13 protein-coding genes are annotated in these 17,914 nt (G+C 75.2%); 3 read left to right on the top strand and 10 right to left on the bottom strand.

Annotation, left to right across the window (positions count from 1 at the left end; translation table 11 throughout):
• Window positions 1-45 precede the first annotated feature (45 nt).
• From AMIR_RS11925 to AMIR_RS11915, 3 genes are all read right to left on the bottom strand, one after another.
• The gene (locus AMIR_RS11925) at window positions 46-2,049 is read right to left on the bottom strand and encodes an ATP-binding protein (protein ID WP_049796802.1); all 2,004 of its coding nucleotides are present in this window, start codon (window positions 2,047-2,049) and stop codon (window positions 46-48) included.
• Between the two features lie 246 nt (window positions 2,050-2,295).
• The gene (locus AMIR_RS39020; protein WP_143760704.1) at window positions 2,296-2,490 is read right to left on the bottom strand and encodes a hypothetical protein; all 195 of its coding nucleotides are present in this window, start codon (window positions 2,488-2,490) and stop codon (window positions 2,296-2,298) included.
• A 191-nt stretch (window positions 2,491-2,681) separates the two neighbouring features.
• Window positions 2,682-3,581 carry an SDR family NAD(P)-dependent oxidoreductase gene (locus tag AMIR_RS11915; protein ID WP_015801207.1) on the bottom strand — a complete coding sequence of 300 codons (900 nt, stop codon included), beginning with the start codon at window positions 3,579-3,581 and terminating at the stop codon, window positions 2,682-2,684.
• 137 nt (window positions 3,582-3,718) lie between these two features.
• Between AMIR_RS11915 and AMIR_RS11910 the strand changes: the two genes are divergently transcribed.
• Window positions 3,719-4,552, top strand: coding sequence for a helix-turn-helix transcriptional regulator (locus AMIR_RS11910; protein WP_143760703.1), 834 nt, complete (start codon window positions 3,719-3,721; stop codon window positions 4,550-4,552).
• Window positions 4,553-4,736: 184 nt separating this feature from the next.
• Here the strand turns inward: AMIR_RS11910 and AMIR_RS11905 are convergent, their stop codons facing one another.
• Window positions 4,737-5,249 (bottom strand): MarR family winged helix-turn-helix transcriptional regulator, encoded by a 513-nt coding sequence (locus tag AMIR_RS11905; RefSeq protein WP_015801205.1) that lies wholly within the window; start codon window positions 5,247-5,249, stop codon window positions 4,737-4,739.
• 85 nt (window positions 5,250-5,334) lie between these two features.
• Here AMIR_RS11905 and AMIR_RS11900 point away from each other — a divergent pair, with 85 nt between their 5' ends.
• Window positions 5,335-5,694, top strand: a complete 360-nt coding sequence (locus tag AMIR_RS11900) for a DoxX family protein (protein ID WP_015801204.1) — start codon at window positions 5,335-5,337, stop codon at window positions 5,692-5,694.
• Between the two features lie 98 nt (window positions 5,695-5,792).
• Here the strand turns inward: AMIR_RS11900 and AMIR_RS35550 are convergent, their stop codons facing one another.
• Together AMIR_RS35550 and AMIR_RS11890 are read right to left on the bottom strand one after the other, a co-directional pair.
• Window positions 5,793-6,317: a CHRD domain-containing protein gene (locus tag AMIR_RS35550; RefSeq protein ID WP_015801203.1), complete on the bottom strand. Its 525-nt coding sequence runs from the start codon at window positions 6,315-6,317 to the stop codon at window positions 5,793-5,795.
• A gap of 91 nt (window positions 6,318-6,408) precedes the next feature.
• Window positions 6,409-7,056, bottom strand: coding sequence for a hypothetical protein (locus AMIR_RS11890; protein WP_015801202.1), 648 nt, complete (start codon window positions 7,054-7,056; stop codon window positions 6,409-6,411).
• A 422-nt stretch (window positions 7,057-7,478) separates the two neighbouring features.
• Between AMIR_RS11890 and AMIR_RS11885 the strand changes: the two genes are divergently transcribed.
• Window positions 7,479-8,156, top strand: a complete 678-nt coding sequence (locus AMIR_RS11885; protein ID WP_015801201.1) for a GntR family transcriptional regulator — start codon at window positions 7,479-7,481, stop codon at window positions 8,154-8,156.
• 48 nt (window positions 8,157-8,204) lie between these two features.
• Here the strand turns inward: AMIR_RS11885 and AMIR_RS40130 are convergent, their stop codons facing one another.
• The 4 genes from AMIR_RS40130 to AMIR_RS35545 all read right to left on the bottom strand — a co-directional run bounded on the left by AMIR_RS40130 (window position 8,205) and on the right by AMIR_RS35545 (window position 17,907).
• Window positions 8,205-9,353 carry a response regulator gene (locus tag AMIR_RS40130; protein WP_015801200.1) on the bottom strand — a complete coding sequence of 383 codons (1,149 nt, stop codon included), beginning with the start codon at window positions 9,351-9,353 and terminating at the stop codon, window positions 8,205-8,207.
• Window positions 9,354-9,574: 221 nt separating this feature from the next.
• Entirely contained in the window at window positions 9,575-13,954 is a 4,380-nt protein-coding gene (locus AMIR_RS11875) for a response regulator (protein WP_143760701.1), read from the bottom strand.
• Between the two features lie 465 nt (window positions 13,955-14,419).
• Window positions 14,420-15,631 carry an HDOD domain-containing protein gene (locus tag AMIR_RS11865; RefSeq protein WP_015801197.1) on the bottom strand — a complete coding sequence of 404 codons (1,212 nt, stop codon included), beginning with the start codon at window positions 15,629-15,631 and terminating at the stop codon, window positions 14,420-14,422.
• Complete coding sequence (locus tag AMIR_RS35545; RefSeq protein ID WP_015801196.1) at window positions 15,628-17,907, bottom strand: sensor histidine kinase; 2,280 nt, start codon at window positions 17,905-17,907, stop codon at window positions 15,628-15,630. Before AMIR_RS35545 ends, AMIR_RS11865 begins: the two co-directional genes overlap by 4 nt.
• Between the last annotated feature and the right edge of the window lie 7 nt (window positions 17,908-17,914).

Genomic DNA, 17,914 nt, shown 5'->3' with positions numbered 1-17,914 from the left:
CCGCGAGGCGGTCGGGGGCGGTCTGCGTGGTGGTGTGCGAGGCGGTCAGCTCACTGCGGGCAGGGTGAAGCTGAAGCGGGAGCCGCCGCCTGGGTTGTCCTGGGCGGTGATCTCTCCGCCGTGGCGTTCGACTATGCGCTTGCAGATCGCCAGGCCCAGGCCGGTGCCCAGTCTTCCGCTGGCGCGGTGGGCTCGGTGGAAGTTGTCGAAGATCGCGCCGTGTTGGCCTGGGGGGATGCCGATGCCGTTGTCTACCACGTCCACGTGCACGGCTCCGGCTCGGTCTGCGTGGGAGTCGATGGTGATGCGTGGGGGGACGCCCTCGGCGGTGTACTTGATCGCGTTGCCGAGCAGGTTGTCGATCAGCTGGCGGAGCAGGACCGGGTCGGCTCGGACCGGGAGCAGGTCGCTGATGTGGAAGCTGGGTGGGGGTGCGCCTGTGGCGGTTGCGGCGTCGGCTCGGGCGGCTGCCACTTCCGCCACCAGGGCGCCCAGGTCGATCGTGACCGGGTTGACGGTGGCGTCCCTTGCCGTGGTGTAGGCCAGCAGGTCGGTGATGAGGGTGCTCATCCTGGTGTTCGCCCTGGCCACGCGGTCGATGGCGTCGGTGAGCTCCGGGGCGGCCGGGTGGGTGGGGTGGTCCTCGATGAGGCTTGCGGTCAGGTCGGTCCAGCCGTGGGCCGTGGTGAGGGGGGTCAGGAGGTCGTGGGCCACCGAGCCTGCGAAGTTGGCCAGTTCGTCGCGGTGCCTGCGTTCTGCGGTGACGTCGTGGAAGAGGACCACCGCCGCCTCGTTGCCGGGGAGGGCGGTGGCGGTGATGTGGGCGATTCGGGTTTCCGGGGTTGACGTGGTGTGCAGGAGGAGGTCTTCGCCGTGGGACTGGCGGCGGCCTGAGAGGGCCACCGCGTGCGGGAGGTCGGTGTTCGCGACGGGGGTGCCGTCCGGGCGGGTGAGGGTCACGGCCGCGGGGTCGTCGCCCAGGAGGCGGCGGGCTGCCGGGTTGCGGAGCCGGGGGGTGCCCTCGCGGTCCACGACCACCAGGGCGTCGGCCATGGAGTCGATGATGGCGGCCAGCAGGTCGGCCTGGTTGGAGGCGTCCCGGCGGCCCTTGGCCAGCTCGGCCAGGAGGGCGGCGCGTTCGTCTCGGCCCAGGGCGAGGGTCAGGCCCACCACGGCGACCATGAGGATGAAGACCTGCACGACGAGGACGCGTGTCACCGGGGAGGTGATGGACGCGAACGGGCCGTGGCCGTGCAGGGTGAACAGGACCGCTGCGCCGCCCAGGGCCAGGTCGTGCAGGGCCACGAAGGTGGTGGGCATTCGGAGGGCGGCCCAGACGGTGACCAGGAGCAGGGGGAAGGCCAGGGGGAGGCCCTGGTTGTAGACGAAGGCGATCAGGTAGGCGGTGGCCGAGCCCAGGACCACGGCTGCGCCTTCCAGGAGGCCCGCGGTGTTCAGGCGCAGGCGGCGTGGGGTTGCGCGGTTCGCGGCTCGGGCTCGGCTCACGCAGAGGCCCGCGGTGCCCACGAGCAGGATGCTGGCGGTGTTGCGGGCGGTCCAGACCAGGGCCTCGGACCAGGCGGGGTGGCCGCCTGCCAGTTGCACGCCCAGGACGCACAGGACGGCGCCCGCGGTGGTGGACGCCACGGCGGCGGTGAGAAGGGCGCCCAGGTCCGAGGTCCGGCCGAAGGGGCGGGTGCCGCCCGCGCCCCACAGGTCGGGGCGCAGGCGGGCCAGGAGGCGGGCGAAGAGCTCGCCCTGGGCCGCGGTGGTGATCAGGCAGACCAGGGCGATCGGGAACCCGGCGGTCGGGATGGCGAAGGCCAGGGTGACGGCGGTCAGCGCGGCCAGGTCCACCCAGCGGCGGGCGCAGCCGCGCTGGAGGCAGAACCAGACCGCGAGGACGCCGGAAGCGGGCCAGACCTGGTTGAGGACTGCGCCGTCGGCGACCACCAGGCCGCCGAGGGCCGAGGCCGCGGCGTAGAGCGCGGCGAACAGGGCGGCCCTGCGCAGGGGGGAACCGGGCCTGAGCTGGTCCTCGTGCACCACCGGTATCACCTGCCGTCCCTCCGTCGTGTTTCGCTCGACAGAGGGAACGGTTTACCGGGGTTGCACCTGAGCCGTTCACCAAAAGCAACCGAAGTGATGTGCGCCCACCGTTCAAGTCGCTGGTTCGGGCGGAATTCGGTGACTTTGTGTTGGTGGAGTGCGGGGCCGCCCGGCGTCACGGGGGTCAGGACGCCGGGCGGTCCCCCTGGGTGCGCGGTCGCTGCCCGGCGACCGCGCGGCCGTCCGTCACCGGTGCGACGCGTGGACCAGCACGTGCAGCAGTGCGACGGCCCCACCTGTCGCCAGGCCCGCCCCCTTCGCGGCGGCGAGCACGGCGGTCAGCGCGGTCCCGGCGCACAGGCGTGGCGTCGGGGCGGCGTCGACCGCGTGCAGCGCGGCGCGCAGGGGCAGGCCCGGCAGGGTGGCGGCGAAGGAGGTCACCGTCGCCACCGCGGCCCCTGGGGAGAGGGGAGCGCGGGGCTCGGGGGCCGGTGCGGGGGTGCGGGGTTCCGCGTCCGCCGCGACGACCGGTGCGCTGTGGGGGTGAACCGGTGTGATCGCCATCCGGGAACCTCCCTTGCCCGGCTCCGAGCCTGCTCCTCGCGGCGGCCCCGGTCAGCGGTCTTCGGTCCCTACCGGGCAGGGACCCAGGTCCCGCACAGCTCGTCCAGCACCGCCCACAGGCGGGCCTCGCGGTCCCGGTCGTAGGACTGGGGGGCGGAGTCGGCGACGTGGTCGCGGTCGACGTAGTCGCCGGAGGTGATCGGGCGGGTGAGGGACTCGGCGAGGTGGCGGCCCGCCGTGGTCACGTCGGTGGCGATCGGGGTCCTGGCGAGCAGGGGGAGGAAGTGCTTGGCGGTGAAGCGGACGGCGGGGCCCGCGTTGCGGGTCAGGCCCGTTCCGGGGACGAAGCCGGGGTTGTGGGCGAGGACCTCGACGCCGGGCGGGAGCCTGCGGGCCAGCTCGTGCACCTGGTGGACGGTGGCGAGCTTGCTGGTGGAGTAGGCGGTGCGGCCCGCGGGGGCGCTGTCGGGCTTGGGGAACGCGCCCGGCGCGGCGAGCACCTCGGGGTCGCGCCAGCGCGGGGCGGGGACCATGCCGAGGTTGTGCTTGAGGTCGCCGAAGTGGGTGTCGCTGGTGGTGATCACGACGCGGGCCGGGGTGGTGAAGCGGTCGGCGAGCACGCGCAGGATCAGGTGGTTCGCGATGACGTTGACCGCGAACGTGGCCTCGTGGCCGTCGACGGTGGTGGTGCGGGCGTCGGCGTGCTGGATGCCCGCGTTGGCGATCAGGCCGCGCAGCGGCGGCAGGCCCGCGTCCAGGAGGGTGGTGACCTCGGTGGCGGCGCGGTGCACGTCGGCCAGCGAGGACAGGTCGGCGGGGATGGCGGTGACCCTGGGGCCCGCGAGCTCGGCGGGGACCCGGCCGAGGACCACGAGCTGGAGGTCGCGGTCGGTGGCGAGCAGGTGCTGGGCGGCGACGAGGCCGATGCCCCTGCTGGCCCCGGTCATGACGGTGGTGCTGCGCTCCACGGCGGAGCCTCCCTGATTTCGGCTGCGGTGTCCGGTCACCAGGTTCGGGGGTGGGGAGGGTGGGGCCCAGTGCCCCGCCGGTCGGTGGGAACGGTAGTACCACCCTCGTCGGGGCGCCCGTGGGCGAGACTGGGGCGGTGACGGGATCTTCGGCGGGGAACGCGCTGGGCGAGGCGCTGCGCGGGTGGCGGGACCGGCTCTCGCCGCTGGACGTGGGGCTGCCGGTCTTCGGGTCGCGGCGGGCCAGCGGGCTGCGGCGGGAGGAGCTGTCGGCGCTGGCCGGGCTGAGCGTGGACTACCTGGTGCGGCTGGAGCAGGGGCGGGCGCGGAACCCGTCGGAGCAGGTCGTGGCGGCGCTGGCGCGGGCGCTGCAGCTGACGGCGGCGGAGCGGGACCACCTGCACCGGTTGGCGCACCTGCCGCCGCCGTCGAGCGGGGTGATCGACAGCCACGTGCCGCCGAGCGTGCAGCGGCTGGTGGCGCGGCTCGGGGAGCTGCCGGTGGCGGTGTTCAGCGCGGACTGGACGCTGGTGACGTGGTCGCCGCTGTGGGCGGCGCTGCTGGGGGACCCGCTGGGGCTGCCCGCGGCGGAGCGGAACATCGTGGCGGCGGCGTTCCTGGGGTCGCTGCCGGTGCGGCGGGGGTCGTTGACGTTGGAGCCCGCGCTGGTGGCGGACCTGCGGGCGGCGACGGTGCGGTACCCGGCGGACCGGGGGCTGGCCGAGCTGGTGCGGCGATGCCTGGCGGGGAGCGAGCGGTTCGCGGAGCTGTGGCGGGCGGGGGCGGTGGGCGAGCACACGCACGACCGGAAGGTGGTGGCGCACCCGGCGGTGGGCGAGGTGGTGCTGGACTGCGACGTGCTCACGGTGCCGGGGGCGGACCTGAAGATCGTGGTGTACAGCGCGGCGGCCGGGAGCGCGGACGCGGAGAAGTTGGACTTCCTGCGGGTCACCGGGATCGCGGTCGGGTAGCGGGGGCGCGGTCGGGTAGCGGGGGCGCGGTCGGGTAGCGGGGGCGCGGTCGGGTAGCGGGGGCGCGGTCGGGTAGCGGGGGCGCGGTCGGGTAGCGGGGTCGCGGTCGGGTAGCGGGGTCGCGGTCGGGTAGCGGGGGCGCGGTCGGGTAGCGGGGGCTGCCGGGGGGCTGTTGGGCGTCGGGTCAGGCCGGGTCGGGGTGGGTCTGGCCTGGACAGCCCCCTACGCCCAGGAGGGCGTCCAGGAGGGTGCGGCAGGCGGCGCCCACGGCGCTCAGCTCGTCGCGGCCCAGGACGTCGACGACGAGCTTGCGGACCTCGGCGACGTGCGCGGGGGCGGCCTCGGCGAGCTTGGCCAGGCCCTCGTCGGTCAGGGTGGCCAGGGTGACGCGGCCGTTGTCCGGGCTCGGGGCCCTGGTCACCCAGCCCTGGCGCTCCAGCTGGGTGACGGTGTGCGACAGGCGCGAGGCGGAGCCCTGGGTGAAGGCGACCAGCTCGCTCATCGGCATCGAGCGGTCGGGGACCTCGGACAGGCCTGCCATGACCAGGTAGCTGAACAGGGACAGGCCCGAGTCGCGCCTGAGCTGGCTCTCCAGGGCGCTGGGCAGGGCGACGAGGACCCCGGCGAGCGCTTTCCAGTCGTGGAGCTGGTGGGGGTCGAGCCAGTTGGGCTGTTCGGCGGCGGGCGGTTCGGCCATGGGGGTAATGCTACTTGACTTGAAATTTCACATGAGCTGAGATGGTGGCGGTTGAAACTTCAAGTCTCATCGTGAGGGGTTTTTCGTGAACGTCGTGCTGTGGGTGCTCCAGGGCCTGCTCGCCGTGGCCTTCGTCGCCGCGGGCGGGATGAAGCTGGCCACCCCGCGTCAGCAGCTGCTGGAGAAGGGGATGGGCTGGGTCGAGCACCGCAAGGACGCGGAGGTCAAGGCCGTCGGCGCCGTCGAGGTGCTGGGCGGGCTCGGCCTGGTGCTGCCGTGGGCCACCGGGATCGCGCCGGTGCTGACGCCGATCGCGGCGGCCGGGCTGGTGATCACCATGGTGATCGCGGTCGGCGTCCACCTGAAGGAGGGCGACGTCAAGGGGAGCGTGCCCGCCGCGGTGCTGGCGGTGCTGGCGCTGGTCGTGGCGATCGGGCGGTTCTGAGCGGGACCACCGGTCAGGGGCGCGCCGGCCAGGGTACCGCCGGCCCATCCCACCGACCGGGGCGGGCGCCCTCGTGGACGCCCGCCCGGTGGGCGTGGCTACCAGCGCAGCTGGCCCCGGATGGCGCCGTCCGGGAAGGCGTCGGTGTGCACGTTCACGTAGAAGTCGCGCGGGTGCGCGACCAGGTCGTAGGCCAGGTCGAGGCTGATCCGCGCGCAGTCCCAGCTGTAGCCGTCGGTGGGCGCTTCCAGCGTCACCACGGGCGGGCCGGACTCGCCCGCCGCGCCCGCGTGGATGTGCGCGGCGGTCGCCTCGTCGATCCGGCGGGTGGAGAGCTTCACGCACACCGAGGTGGCGCGGACCTCGATCCTGGCGGTGCCGTAGCCGTCCGGGTCGCCGGGGCCGGGGACCTCGGCCGCGCCGGTGAGCACCGCGCCGCGCTCGTAGGAGGACGACCCGCCCAGGTTGACGCCCAGGTTCAGGCCCAGGTTCAGGCCGATGCCCCGCTCGGTGGCGGCGACGCCCCGGTCCGACTCCTGACCGGCGGGGGCCGCGGAGGCTGCGGGAGCGAGCAGGGCGGACGTGACGAGGGCGAGCGGCACGGCGAGTCTTGCGAACTTCATCGGGAGAACCTCCACGCTGGGTGAACGAGCCGTCACCGGGGGTTCGGATCGGCGGACCCGGTCGTTTCGATACGCCGGGGATGTTCACGCTTCAGTGGGTCACTCCCCCACCGGGTCCGTGGCCCGCGCGCCCGCCGATCGCCTCCACGACCCGCTGCCCCACCCCGATGCCGACCCCGACCAGCAGCGCCGCCAGCACCGCGCCGAGCGTGCCGGGACCGGGGCGGAAGGCGTCGAGCGCGGTGACCGGTCCGGACTCGGCGGGGTGGTCCTCGTGCTCGGCGTGCCCGACCTGCGGCGCGCCGCTGGGGCGGGGGACGCGGGTCAGCTCGTGGGCGACGTCGAGCAGCTTGGTGGCGATGGGCTGGTCCGCCCAGGCGAGCAGTTCGAGGCGGCCGAGGGCGGCGAGCTCCGCGAAGCGGCGGTCGGCCGAGGCGACCACGAACACCCGGCAGCCGAGCGCGTCGTGCACCCGGTGGGCGTGGGAGAGGAGGGCGTTCTCGGCGGCGTCCTGCGCGGGCGCGACCCGCAGCGCCCCCACGCCCAGCTCGGCCAGCAGGGAGGCCGTGGGGTCGTCGGCGAGGTCCGCGCCGGAGTAGCCCGCGATGGCGTGGTGCACGGGCCCCGCGGCGCCCAGCAGCGCGGTGACCCGGCCGCGCAGCACCCTGGGCCGGGGCCGGATGGCGCCGACGGCGTTCTCCAGGTCGATGAGCAGCACGCGCACGTCTTCGGTGGTCACGGACGCCCAGCGTGGCAGCAGAGCGGGAACGCGGCACCCGGACGGCTCGATCGGCCGACACCCTCGCGGGACGGTGAGGTTCCCTGCGCGGGGAGGGGTGGGGGAAGTTGCGGGGGACGGGTGCAGGGGGACGCGGGGCGGGGGACGCGAGGCGGGGTGGCGGACTTCCGGCGGGGTGGGCGCGGGCCGGCGGGCGCGCCACGGGGAGTCGGGCGGGCGTGGGCGGGTTCGGGCGGGGCCCTGAGGCGCGGGTCGGGGCCGGGCGGTGCGAGCGGGTTCTGGCTGGTCCGCGCGGGTGCGGTGCGGTTCTGGAGGCGGGTTCGGGGGTGGGGCGTCGTTCGTTCCGCTGAGCGGGCGCTGTCCGGTGGGGTGGGGGCGCTCTGGGAGAATCCGGGGTGATCGCCTCACTAGGGAGTCAGTCCATGATCGTCAGCCCGGTTCGCCAGCCGCCGCTCGGCGAGCTGCTGCTCGCCCAGTTGCGCGTCCTGATCGTGCGCGGGGAGCTGGCCTCGGGGACGCACCTGGTGGAGGGGTGGATCGCCGAGCGGTTCGACGTCAGCCGGGGGCCCGTCCGGGACGCGTTGCGGCAGCTGGAGGTCGAGGGGCTGGTCGAGACGCGCAAGCGCGGCGTGCACGTGCGCGGGTTGACGGACGAGGACCTGGTCGAGCTGTACTCGCTGCGCGGGGCCCTAGAGGAGCTGGCCGTGCGGGAGACCATCGCCCGGTCGGGGGACGCGGACTGGGCGCCGCTGGACGACGCGCTGGCGCGGATGCGGCGGAGCGCCGAGGCCGGGGACGCCGCCGGGTTCGTGGCCGCCGACCTGGACTTCCACCTCGGGTTCTGCGGCATCGGCGGCAACCGCTGGCTGACCTCCACCTGGTCGCTGCACCGGCCGCTGTTCTCGGCGGTGCTGGAGATCACCAACACCGGCCGCGACCTCGGGCCGATCGCCCTGGACCACGCCGAGCTGTCGGACGTGGTGCGCTCCGGCGACGTGACCAAGGCGCTGGCCGAGCTGCGCGCGCACCTGGACGACTCGTGCACCCGCATCCGCGCCGTCCTCGCCGCCCGCGACCCGGCGGCCGAGCGGCGGGGCTGAACAGCGGGACTGAGCGGCGGGACTGAGCGGCGGGACTGAGCGGCGCACTCAGCACAGGACCTGGATCGGCTCCTCCACGCCCACCGTGCGCGCGTAGTGCTTCAACCGGATGAGCAGGGTGTCGGTCACCGGCTCGCCCTTGCGCAGGAGCATCACCCCGGCCGTGGTCAGCACGTCCTGGTCCAGCAGGTGCCCGGTCAGGATCTCGTCGACGCCCAGCGAGCGCAGCACCCGCCCGCCGGTCGCCACCAGCTCCGCGCCCAGCGCCGCCGACACCAGGGGCGCCGGGAAGCCCTGCTCGGCCAGCCGGGCCGCCAGCTCCTCCGGCGGCACCCCGCCCTCCACGCCGAGCAGGCAGGTCACGGCCGTCGCGAAGACCAGCTCCCCCGGCCAGCCGCGCTTGCCCGGCGCGTCCACGGCCAGCGGGGCGCGCGCCTCGGCCAGCTCCACCGGCTGCGCCCCCACCCACGCGGCCACCCGCTCCAGCCTCGGCACCCGCCCCAGCAGGGTGCGGGCGAGGTTCGGGTGACCGGCGACCAGCGCCCGCTCCGCGTCGCCCAGCTCCTCCCCCGCGACGACCCTGCGCAGCACCTCCTCCGGGACGCTCACGCACCCGACCTGGCTGAGCAGCGACGCCAGCCGCACCTCCCACCCGTCGGCCACCTCGACCGCCCCGGTGACGGCGGCGACCAGCGCCCGCACCCGCCCGGTGCGCGCGGCGGCGACGGGGCTGGCGGAGGACAGCAGCTCGGTGAGCACCTCCACCGCGCCGTTGAGGGTGCGTTCGAGCAGGTCGCGCTCGGCGTGCAGCAGCTCGTACTGGCGCAGCGCGTCGTCCAGCGCCCGCGTCAGGTCCTCGGCCCCGCACGGCTTGGTCAGGAACCGGAACAGCGAGGAGTTGTTCACCGCCGCGATCGTGGCGCTCATGTCCGCCTGGCCGCTGAGGATCATCAGGACGGTGTCCGGGGAGATCCGGTTCACCGACGCGAGCAGCGCCGCGCCGTTCACCACCGGCATCTGCATGTCGGACACGACCACCGCGAACGGCTCCCGCCGCTCGGTCGACTCGCGCACCAGGCCGATCGCCTCCGCGCCGGACACCGAGGTCGTCAGCTCGTAGCGACCCCGCAGCATCCTGCGCAGACCGTCGAGGACGCGCTGCTCGTCGTCCACCATCAGGACCCGCCGGTTGCTCATGCCCCGCCCGCTCCCCTGCGCTCGACCACCGGAAACACCGACACCGCGACGACAACCGCGACGACGACCGTGACAACAACCGCGACGACACCGGACCGCCGGACCGGTGGCCCCGCGCCGCCACGACCGGCCACCGGACGAGCGAGCGACCGGCCGCTCCGGGTGTCCGGGGCGGACGCGCGACCGCTCGGCGGTGATCGGCCCGACCAGCCTGGCCCAGCTCAGCGATCCCGGCCGGTCGACCGGGGGCGCGTCACCGGATCGAACGGCGCGGGCGGCGCGAGGGCGGTCGTGAGCGCGGCGCACGTCCGCCCGGTCAGGGACTCGACCTCGACGGCGAGGCGCTCGGCGAGCCCGAGGTCGCCCTCGCGCGCGGCGGCCACCAGCCGCTCGCACGCGGCCCCCAGCACCCGACCGCCCAGGGTGACGCTGCTGCCCTGCAGGCCGTGCGCGAGCCCGCCGACGAGGGTGGGGTCGCCGGCCCGCACGGCGGCGACGATCGCGGCGGCCTTGTCGGGGGCCCGGCCGGTGAACGACTCCAGCAGCCTGGCCGCCGCCTCCGGACCCAGGTCGCGGGTCTGGTCGACCATCTCGGGATCGAGGAGGTCGGCGTCGGGGAGGCCGGGGCGGTCGGGGGCGCGGAGGTCGGCCACGTTCGGGGCCGGGGCGGCCGAGGCGGCCGAGCCCGCGTCCGGGGGCGGCTCCGCGTCCACGCGGGCGCTCGGCCCGGAACCGGCCCGCCCTGCGCTCCCCCTGCCACCACCGCCGAACCCGGTCGGCACGCCGCCCCCCGCCCCCCCGTGACCAGCCCGAACCCCCACCGCCACCGCACCGTCCCCCTCCCGCCTCGGCCTCGGCGCGGGCGAGCGGACCGCGCGCAGCAGCGCCGCCTCCAGCACGTCCCGGCGCAGCGGCTTGCTCAGGAAGTCGTCCATCCCCGCCTCCCGGCACCGCTGCGCGTCCGACGCCAGCGCCGACGCGGTCAGCGCGATCACCGGCACGCTCCCGCGCGGCGGGGTCAGCGCGCGGATGCGCTCGGTGGCGCGGTAGCCGTCCAGCACCGGCATCTGGCAGTCCATCAGCACCGCGTCGTAGTGCTCCCCCCGCACCGCCGCCACGGCCTGCTCGCCGTCGGGCACCACGTCGACCCGGTGCCCCAGCGCGGTCAGCATCTCGACCGCCACCAGGCGGTTCACCTCGTTGTCCTCGGCGACCAGCACCCGCAGCCCCGTGCCCGCCCGCACCGGTCCCACCGCGGGCCGCTCCGGCTCGGCGCCCGGCTGCGGCGCGTCGCCGTCGACCAGCCTGGCCACCGCCTCGCGCAGCGCCTTGGCCCGCACCGGCTTCGCCAGGTACACCTCGATCCCGGCCGCCCGCGCCCGCTTCGCCTCCACGGCGTCGCTGGTGGAGGTGAGGATGCCCAGCGCGGTCCCGGCGATCCGCCGGTCGGCGCGGATCAGCGCGGCCAGGCCGAGGCCGTCCAGTCCGGGCATCCGCATGTCCAGCAGCGCCACGTCCAGCGGCCGGCCGCCGTCCACGGCCGCGCGCAGCTCCCGCAGCGCCTCGTCCGCGCCGTCCGCGCACACCACCCGCGCCCGCCACGCCCCGAGCAGCTCGGACACCACCTGCCGGTTCGTGGCGTTGTCGTCGACGACCAGCACGGACAGCCCGGACAGGTCCGGCCGGGCGGTCGGCGGGGCCGGTGGCGCGGCGGCGGGCGGCAGCGGCAGGGTGAAGTAGAAGACGCTGCCCTCCCCCGGCTCGCTGGCCAGCCCCATCTCGCCGCCCATCAGCTCCACGAGCTGCTTGCTGATGGTCAGCCCGAGCCCGGTGCCGCCGTACTGGCGGGTGGTGGACGCGTCGACCTGCGTGAACGCCTCGAACAGGTGCTGCTGCCGCTCGTCGGGGATGCCGATGCCGGTGTCGGCGACGGTGAACGTGACCTCGTGCCCGGACTCGCCGGGGGCGGCGGGCGCGACGTCCACCCACACCACGACCTCGCCCTTCGGGGTGAACCGGATCGCGTTGGACACGAGGTTGACCAGCACCTGCCGGACGCGGTGGGCGTCGCCGACCAGCGTGGGCGGCATCGGCGGGTGCACCACGGCGGCGATCTCCAGCCCGGCGGCCTGCGCGGAGGCGGCGAGCAGGCTGACCACGTCCTCCACCAGCGCGCGCGGGTCGAAGTCGACCGGGTCGATCTCCAGCTTGCCCGCCTCGATCTTGGAGAAGTCGAGGATGTCGTTGATGACGGCGAGCAGCGCGTCGGCCGAGTTCTGCAAGGTCTGGGCGTAGTCGCGCTGGCGGCAGTCCAGGTCGGTGTCGAGCAGCAGCTCGGTGAGGCCGATGACGCCGTTGAGCGGGGTGCGGATCTCGTGGCTCATGTTCGCCACGAACGCCGACTTCATCCGGGACGCGGACAGCGCCTCGTCGCGGGCGCGGGCGATCTCCTCCTCGGCGGCCTTGCGCTCGGTGATGTCGCGGATGAACGCGCTGAACACCCGCCGGTCCTCGTAGTGCGAGGACCACAGGGTCAGCTCGGCCGGGAACTCGGAGCGGTCCTTGCGCCTGGCCACGACCTCGCGGGTGGTGCCGAGGACGGTCGGCCTGCTGCCCTCGATGATCCGCCGCACCCCGCTCAGGTGGTCGGCCCGCTGCGGGTCGGGCACGACCAGGTCGACCAGCGCGGACCCGAGCGCCTCCTCCCCGGTCCAGCCGAAGATCCGCTCGGCGCTGCTGTTCCACCTGGTCACGATCCCGTCGGGGCGGATGGTGACGAAGGCGTCGCCCGCCGCGTTGAGGATGGAGTCGGTGTGGGCGGCGCTGCGGGCCAGCCGCTCCTCGGCGAGCCTTCCCCTGCGCTCGCCGCGGACCGTGACGACCAGGCCGACGAGCAGCATCTGCAGCAGCAGGGTGGTCACGGCCAGCACCCGGCCGGTGAACCGGGCGACACCCGCGAACGCGGTGCGCGAGTCGATGCTGGCCACCACCGCCCAGCCCAGGCCGGGCACGCTGCGGTAGGAGGTCTCGACCGGGTTGTCGTCGGGGCCGGTGGTGGCGCGGCCCTGCTGGCCGCGCAGCGCGGCGGCGATCTGCGGGTCGCCGAGGCCGCTGGTCAGGCCGGGGACGCCGAGCTGCTCGCCGGTCAGCAGCGACCCGCCCCGGTCGGCGACGGCCAGCCGCACGTCCTGACCGGCGGCGACCTCGCTGACGAAGCCGGTGAGCGCGCCGATGGGGAAGCTGGTGGCGATCACGCCGACGATCTCGGAGCCCACGCGGACCGGGGCGGCGATGGCGACCAGCTCGGGGTGGTCGGCGCGCAGGCCCTCGTACACCTGGGACACGTACGGGCCGCCGGTGCTCAGCGCGCCCTGGAAGTAGTCGCGGTAGGCGAAGTTGTTGCGCGGCGGGGTGGACGGGCCGGGCGAGACGGCGACGAGGGTGCCGTCGGCGTCCATCGCCCAGGTGGCCTCGAACATGGGGTTCTGCCGCTGCAGGGAGGTGACGGCCTCGCGGACCGCGTCGAGCGCGCCGACGCCCTCGGCGAAGTTGGCCTCGCGGATCTCCGGGCGCTCGGCGTACGAGCGGACCAGCGCGCGGGCCGAGTCCAGGGTGTTGGCCAGCTCGGCGGCGGCGACCTGGGCGGACGCGTCGAGGCGGCGCTCGACCTCGGCGGTGACGGTCTGGCTGGCGACCGCGACGGACAGCTGGGCGAGCACGCCCAGCGGCAGCAGGCCCGCGACGGCGAACACCAGGCAGACCCGGACCGTGCGGTTGCGCAGCCTGCGGCGCAGGCGCGGGTCGTCGGTGCGGTCGCGGTGCCGCAGGGACACCCTGACCAGCACCGGGACCGTGGCGATCAGGGAGACGGCGGCGATGCCGACGACGTCGTCGATGGAGGACTGGAGGGCGCGCTGGACGAGCAGGAGCGGGAGCGGGGCGACGCAGCCGACCAGCACGGCGCGGCTGCCCCAGACGAGCACGCGCGGGCCGCGACCGGCGTCCGGGGCGGGCAGGGTGGCGGTGAGCAGGACCGGGGCGAGCAGGGCGACGACCGGGGTGACCGGGGTGAGCAGGACCGCCAGGAACCAGGTGAACGCCCAGTGCAGGAGGCGGGAGCGGCGGGGCGTGCCGACGACCAGGAACGCGGCGGCGGTGACCGACAGGAGCAGGACGGCGGTGACCAGCTCCAGCACCGGCTGGGAGGTGGGCAGCGCCCAGACGAGCACGCCGGTGGACAGGGCGACGACGCAGAGGTCGAGCAGGGCGGTGCCGCGCGGGCGGGCCAGGCCGAGCAGGGCGGCCACCGCGATCGCGCCGCCGACCTCGGGCAGCGCGGGCATCCCGAACACCCAGCCCGCCGAGGCGATCACCTGGGCGGCGGCCAGGACCCACCAGCGGGCGGTGCCGAGGCGGGCGGTGACGACGAGCAGGGCGGCCACGCCGACGCCGAACACGACCCCGGTCGTGGTGGGCGACGGCCACACCCACAGGCCGGTGGCGACCAGCAGCCCGAGCACCACCCAGGCCGACTCGCGGACGCCCCGGTAGGCGGGAACCGGTCGGGGGTCAGGCGTGCGGGGGTCCGGTGAGCGCACCACCAGGCGAGGGTGCGCCCAGGTGGGGGTGGGGTGGTTGCGCGGCGCGGGGAGTTCTACGCGGACGGGTGACAGGTTCCCCCCTTCCGGGACACCTGGGAGGGGGATGGGGGAGCTGGGCGGGGGAGGTCGTGTGGCGGAGGGCGGCGGTGGTGGGCGACGGTGGGCAGCGGAGGGCGGCGGTGGTGGGCGACGGTGGGCAGCGGAGGGCGGCGGTGGTGGGCGACGGTGGGCGGGTGATCGTTTTTCGGGGAAACGAGCTGGGCCTTTGCGCGAAGGCGCAAAGGCTTTCGGAACAGGTGGGGGTTCTTTAGATTCGCTGTGCGGGCGCCCGGTCGACGGCCCGCGCCGGGCGCAGGCCACGCGTCCGGAGCGGACGGACACCACCGCGGCGTCCCGGCGTGGCGACGACCGCCCCGCCCCCGGCCGGGCAGCACTGGGGGTGCTGCCCGGCCGTCGAAACCGACGTCACGGCGCCGACTGCACCACCGCCTCCCGCAGCGGGGCCCCCTGCCCCGGCGCGGCCCGGTCGCACACCCGGTCCCACGCCTCCAGCCGCGCCGCGTCCAGCCAGTCCCCCGCCGCCGGGTCCACGTGCGCCCGGCCCACCGCGCGCTGCCGCGCGAAGTCCACCGCCCGCGCCGTCCGCTCCCCCGTCGCGCCCTCGGCGGCGGCCGGGGCGCACGCGATCGCCCGCACCACCGGCATCGCGAACCCCCAGGTGCCCAGCAGGTACGCGCTCACCTCCGGCAGCGAGCAGCCCAGCTCGGCGACCTCCGCGTCGTGCGCCGCCCAGTGCTCGTCCTCCGGCACGGAGGTGATGGCCCGGTAGGCGTCCGGCCTGCTGTCCGCCAGCACCAGCAGCCCCACGTCCCGCAGCAGCCCCGCCAGGAACGCCTGGTGCACCACCGGCGTCTCCCACCCCTCGGCGAGCGCGATGTCGCGGGCCAGCGCGGCGGTGCGCACGGACCGGGTGCGCAGCGCCGCCAGGTCCAGGTTGTCCGGGGTGGCGCCGCTGGAGAAGACCTTGCCGCTGATCGCGAGCGCCCGGATGGTGTCGACGCCGAGCAGCGACACGGCCTGCGCGATGCCGCCGACCTCCCGCTGCTGCCCGAAGAACGAGGAGCTGACCAGCTTGAGCACCTCGACGCACAGCGAGATGTCGCTCTCGACCAGCTCGACCACCTGGTCCAGGTCGCAGTCCTCGCGCGCGGTCAGGTCGAGGATGCGCTGGTGCACCGAGCGCGGCTTGGGCAGGGACTGGACCTCGCCGAGCACCACCCGCAGCCGGTCGTCGAGCACCAGGTCGCGCACGGTGAGCACCTGCTCGACGGCCCGCACGAGCCGGTCCGCGTCGCACGGCTTGGACAGGAACTGCTGGGTGGAGGCGACCGCGGCGATCACGGCCTCCCGGTCGGCGTGCCCGGACAGCACGAGCCGCCCGGCGGTGGGGTGCAGCCTGCGGACCTCGGCGAGCAGCTCGGCGCCGGTCATGCCGGGCATGAGCATGTCGGTGACGACGACGTCGACGGGTTCGGCGGCCATGACCTCCAGCGCGGCCCTGCCGCCCTCGGCGAAGCGCAGGTCCCAGCGGTCGGCGTGCTTGCGCAGGGAGCGGCGCAGGCCGGACAGCACCTGGGGCTCGTCGTCCACGAACAGGACGCGGTGCGCGGCGCTCACGCGAACACCGCCAGCGGTGCGGAGCCGTCGGCGGGGACGGCGTCGAGGGGGAGCGTCAGGGTGAACACGGTGCCCTCTCCGAGGTGGGTGTCGACGTCGATGCGACCGCCGTGCAGCTGCACGACGACGTTGTAGGCCAGGCTCAGGCCCTGGCCGGTGCCCCTGCCGACCTCCTTGGTGGTGAAGAACGGCTCGAAGATGCGGAGCTTGGTGCCCTCGTCCATGCCGGTGCCGGTGTCCGCGACGGAGATGGTGACCCGGTCGACGTCCCGGCGCGTGCCGACGGTGATGCGGCCGAGCGGGGACTGCTCCCCGGTGGCGCGCCGCTCGGAGACGGCGTGGGCGGCGTTGACGATCAGGTTGAGCACGACCTGCTTGAGCTCGCTCTCGTAGCAGGGCACCAGGCCCAGCTCGGGGTCGAGGTCGAGGTCGAGCTCGGCCTCGTACTTCCACTCGCTGCGGGAGATGTGCGCGGTGCTCTCGATGGCCCGGTTGACGTCGACCGCGCCGCGCCCGGCTCCGGGGTGGGAGAAGTCCTTGAGGGCCCGGACGATGCCCGCGACCCGGCCGAGGCCCTCCTGGGACTCGGCGATGGCCTTGGGCACCTCCTCGGTGAGGAAGTCCATGTCGAGCGCGGCGTCCACGGCCACGGCGGCGTCCAGGTCGAACGCGGCGGGCGCGGAGCCGGTGGCGTCGGCGGCCGTCGCGGCGGTGAGCAGGGCGCGGGTGGCGATGGCGGCGGTGAGCAGCTCCCCGAAGGACTCGGCGAGGAAGCTGGTGTTGTCGGAGACGAACTGCACCGGGGTGTTGATCTCGTGGGCGACGCCCGCGGCGAGCTGGCCGAGCGCCTCCAGGCGGTTGGCCTGGGCGAGGGCCCGCTCCAGGTCGGCGACGCGGCTGACGTCGGCGCCGACGCCGATGAGGCCGGTGCGGGCCCCGTCCGGGCCGTGCTGGGGCAGGACGCTCAGCAGGAAGCTGCGCGGCGGGCCCTCCCAGGCGGGCAGGCTGACGTGCTGGTCCATGACGGCCAGCCCGGTCTCGTCGATCTGCCGCTCCACCGAGCGGATGCCCTCGGCGAGCGGCCCGACCAGGCCGATCTCGGTGTCGGTGCGGCCGATGACCTCGTCGGCCCCGGAGACGCCCAGCTCGTCGAGCAGGGCCTGGTTCGCGCCCCGGTAGCGGCCCTCGGTGTCCTTCCAGTAGAGCAGCTGCGGGATGGAGGAGATGACGTCGGAGAGCAGGAACTTCTCGTGGCTGAGCTCCTCGGTCAGCGCCTCGGCGCGCTCGCGGGCCCGCAGCAGCTCCTGCTCGGCCTCGTGCCGGGCGGTGACGTCCCGCTCCACCAGGAAGAACCTGGTCACGCCCGCCTCGGTGACCGGGTGGACCTCGATGGCGGTCCAGTAGGGCCTGCCCGCGGCGGTGCTGGTGCGGAATTCCAGCTCGCCGCCGACCGGGCCGCGCGCGGCCGACGAGGCGAGCGCGGTGGCCGGGTCGAGCGCGGCGGCGTGCTCGGGGGCCGGCGGCTCGGGGAACAGGCTCGCCCTGGTGCGGCCCTCCACCCTGGCCGGGTTCAGGCCGGTCATCCGGTAGAACGCCTCGTTGGCCCACTCGACCACGCCGTGGGCGTCGGTGATGACGATGCCGTCGGCGGTGCGGCGGGCGACCAGGGCGAGGCGGCGGGTCTCCTCGTGGGAGCGGCGCAGCGCGGCCTCGGAGGCGCGGGCGAAGTGCCAGTGCACCATCTGCACCGCGCACATCGCGAGCACCAGCGCGCCGTGCAGCAGGGCGAGCGGCAGGGCGAGGTGGTGCGGGGTGCCGTCGGAGTAGATCAGCTGGGGCGCGAGGGCGCCGAACGCCAGGTGGTGCGCGAAGATCAGCAGCACGGACAGCAGCAGCGGCACCCAGTCCTGGTAGAGGCCCACGAGCGCGACCGCGACCAGGTACGCCAGGTGCAGGTGGGTACTGCCGCCGATGGCCTGCACGAGCGCGCTCACGGCGGCGTCGAGGCCGATGGCCACGCACACCGCGCGCCCGCGCGGGCCGTGCGCGATGTCGCCGAACGCGGCGCACGCGAGGGCGGTGGCGGCGAAGGCGACGACCCAGGCGGACTGGTCGCCGGTGTGCACCGAGCTGTCCAGGGTGCCGGACGCGAGACCGGTGACGACCACGAGCGGGACCAGCAGGAACGTGATCAGCCGGATGACGCGGTGCCGGGAGCGGAAGACCTCGGGGGCGAGCGCTCCCCGGCGGGCCGGGGCTGGGGTGGGGCCTGGCATGGGTCCT

This window comes from Actinosynnema mirum DSM 43827 (assembly GCF_000023245.1).
Taxonomy (GTDB): Bacteria; Actinomycetota; Actinomycetes; order Mycobacteriales; family Pseudonocardiaceae; genus Actinosynnema; species Actinosynnema mirum.
This window is presented reverse-complemented; position numbering and strand designations above follow the sequence as displayed.

What these genes read in the sequence shown, in the direction of transcription:
- AMIR_RS35550 (WP_015801203.1), bottom strand. Translation starts at nt 6,317, where the DNA reads ATGAAGTTCGCAAGACTCGCCGTGCCGCTCGCCCTCGTCACGTCCGCC.
- AMIR_RS40130 (WP_015801200.1), bottom strand. Translation starts at nt 9,353, where the DNA reads ATGAGCAACCGGCGGGTCCTGATGGTGGACGACGAGCAGCGCGTCCTC.
- AMIR_RS11885 (WP_015801201.1), top strand. Translation starts at nt 7,479, where the DNA reads ATGATCGTCAGCCCGGTTCGCCAGCCGCCGCTCGGCGAGCTGCTGCTC.
- AMIR_RS11905 (WP_015801205.1), bottom strand. Translation starts at nt 5,249, where the DNA reads ATGGCCGAACCGCCCGCCGCCGAACAGCCCAACTGGCTCGACCCCCAC.
- AMIR_RS35545 (WP_015801196.1), bottom strand. Translation starts at nt 17,907, where the DNA reads ATGCCAGGCCCCACCCCAGCCCCGGCCCGCCGGGGAGCGCTCGCCCCC.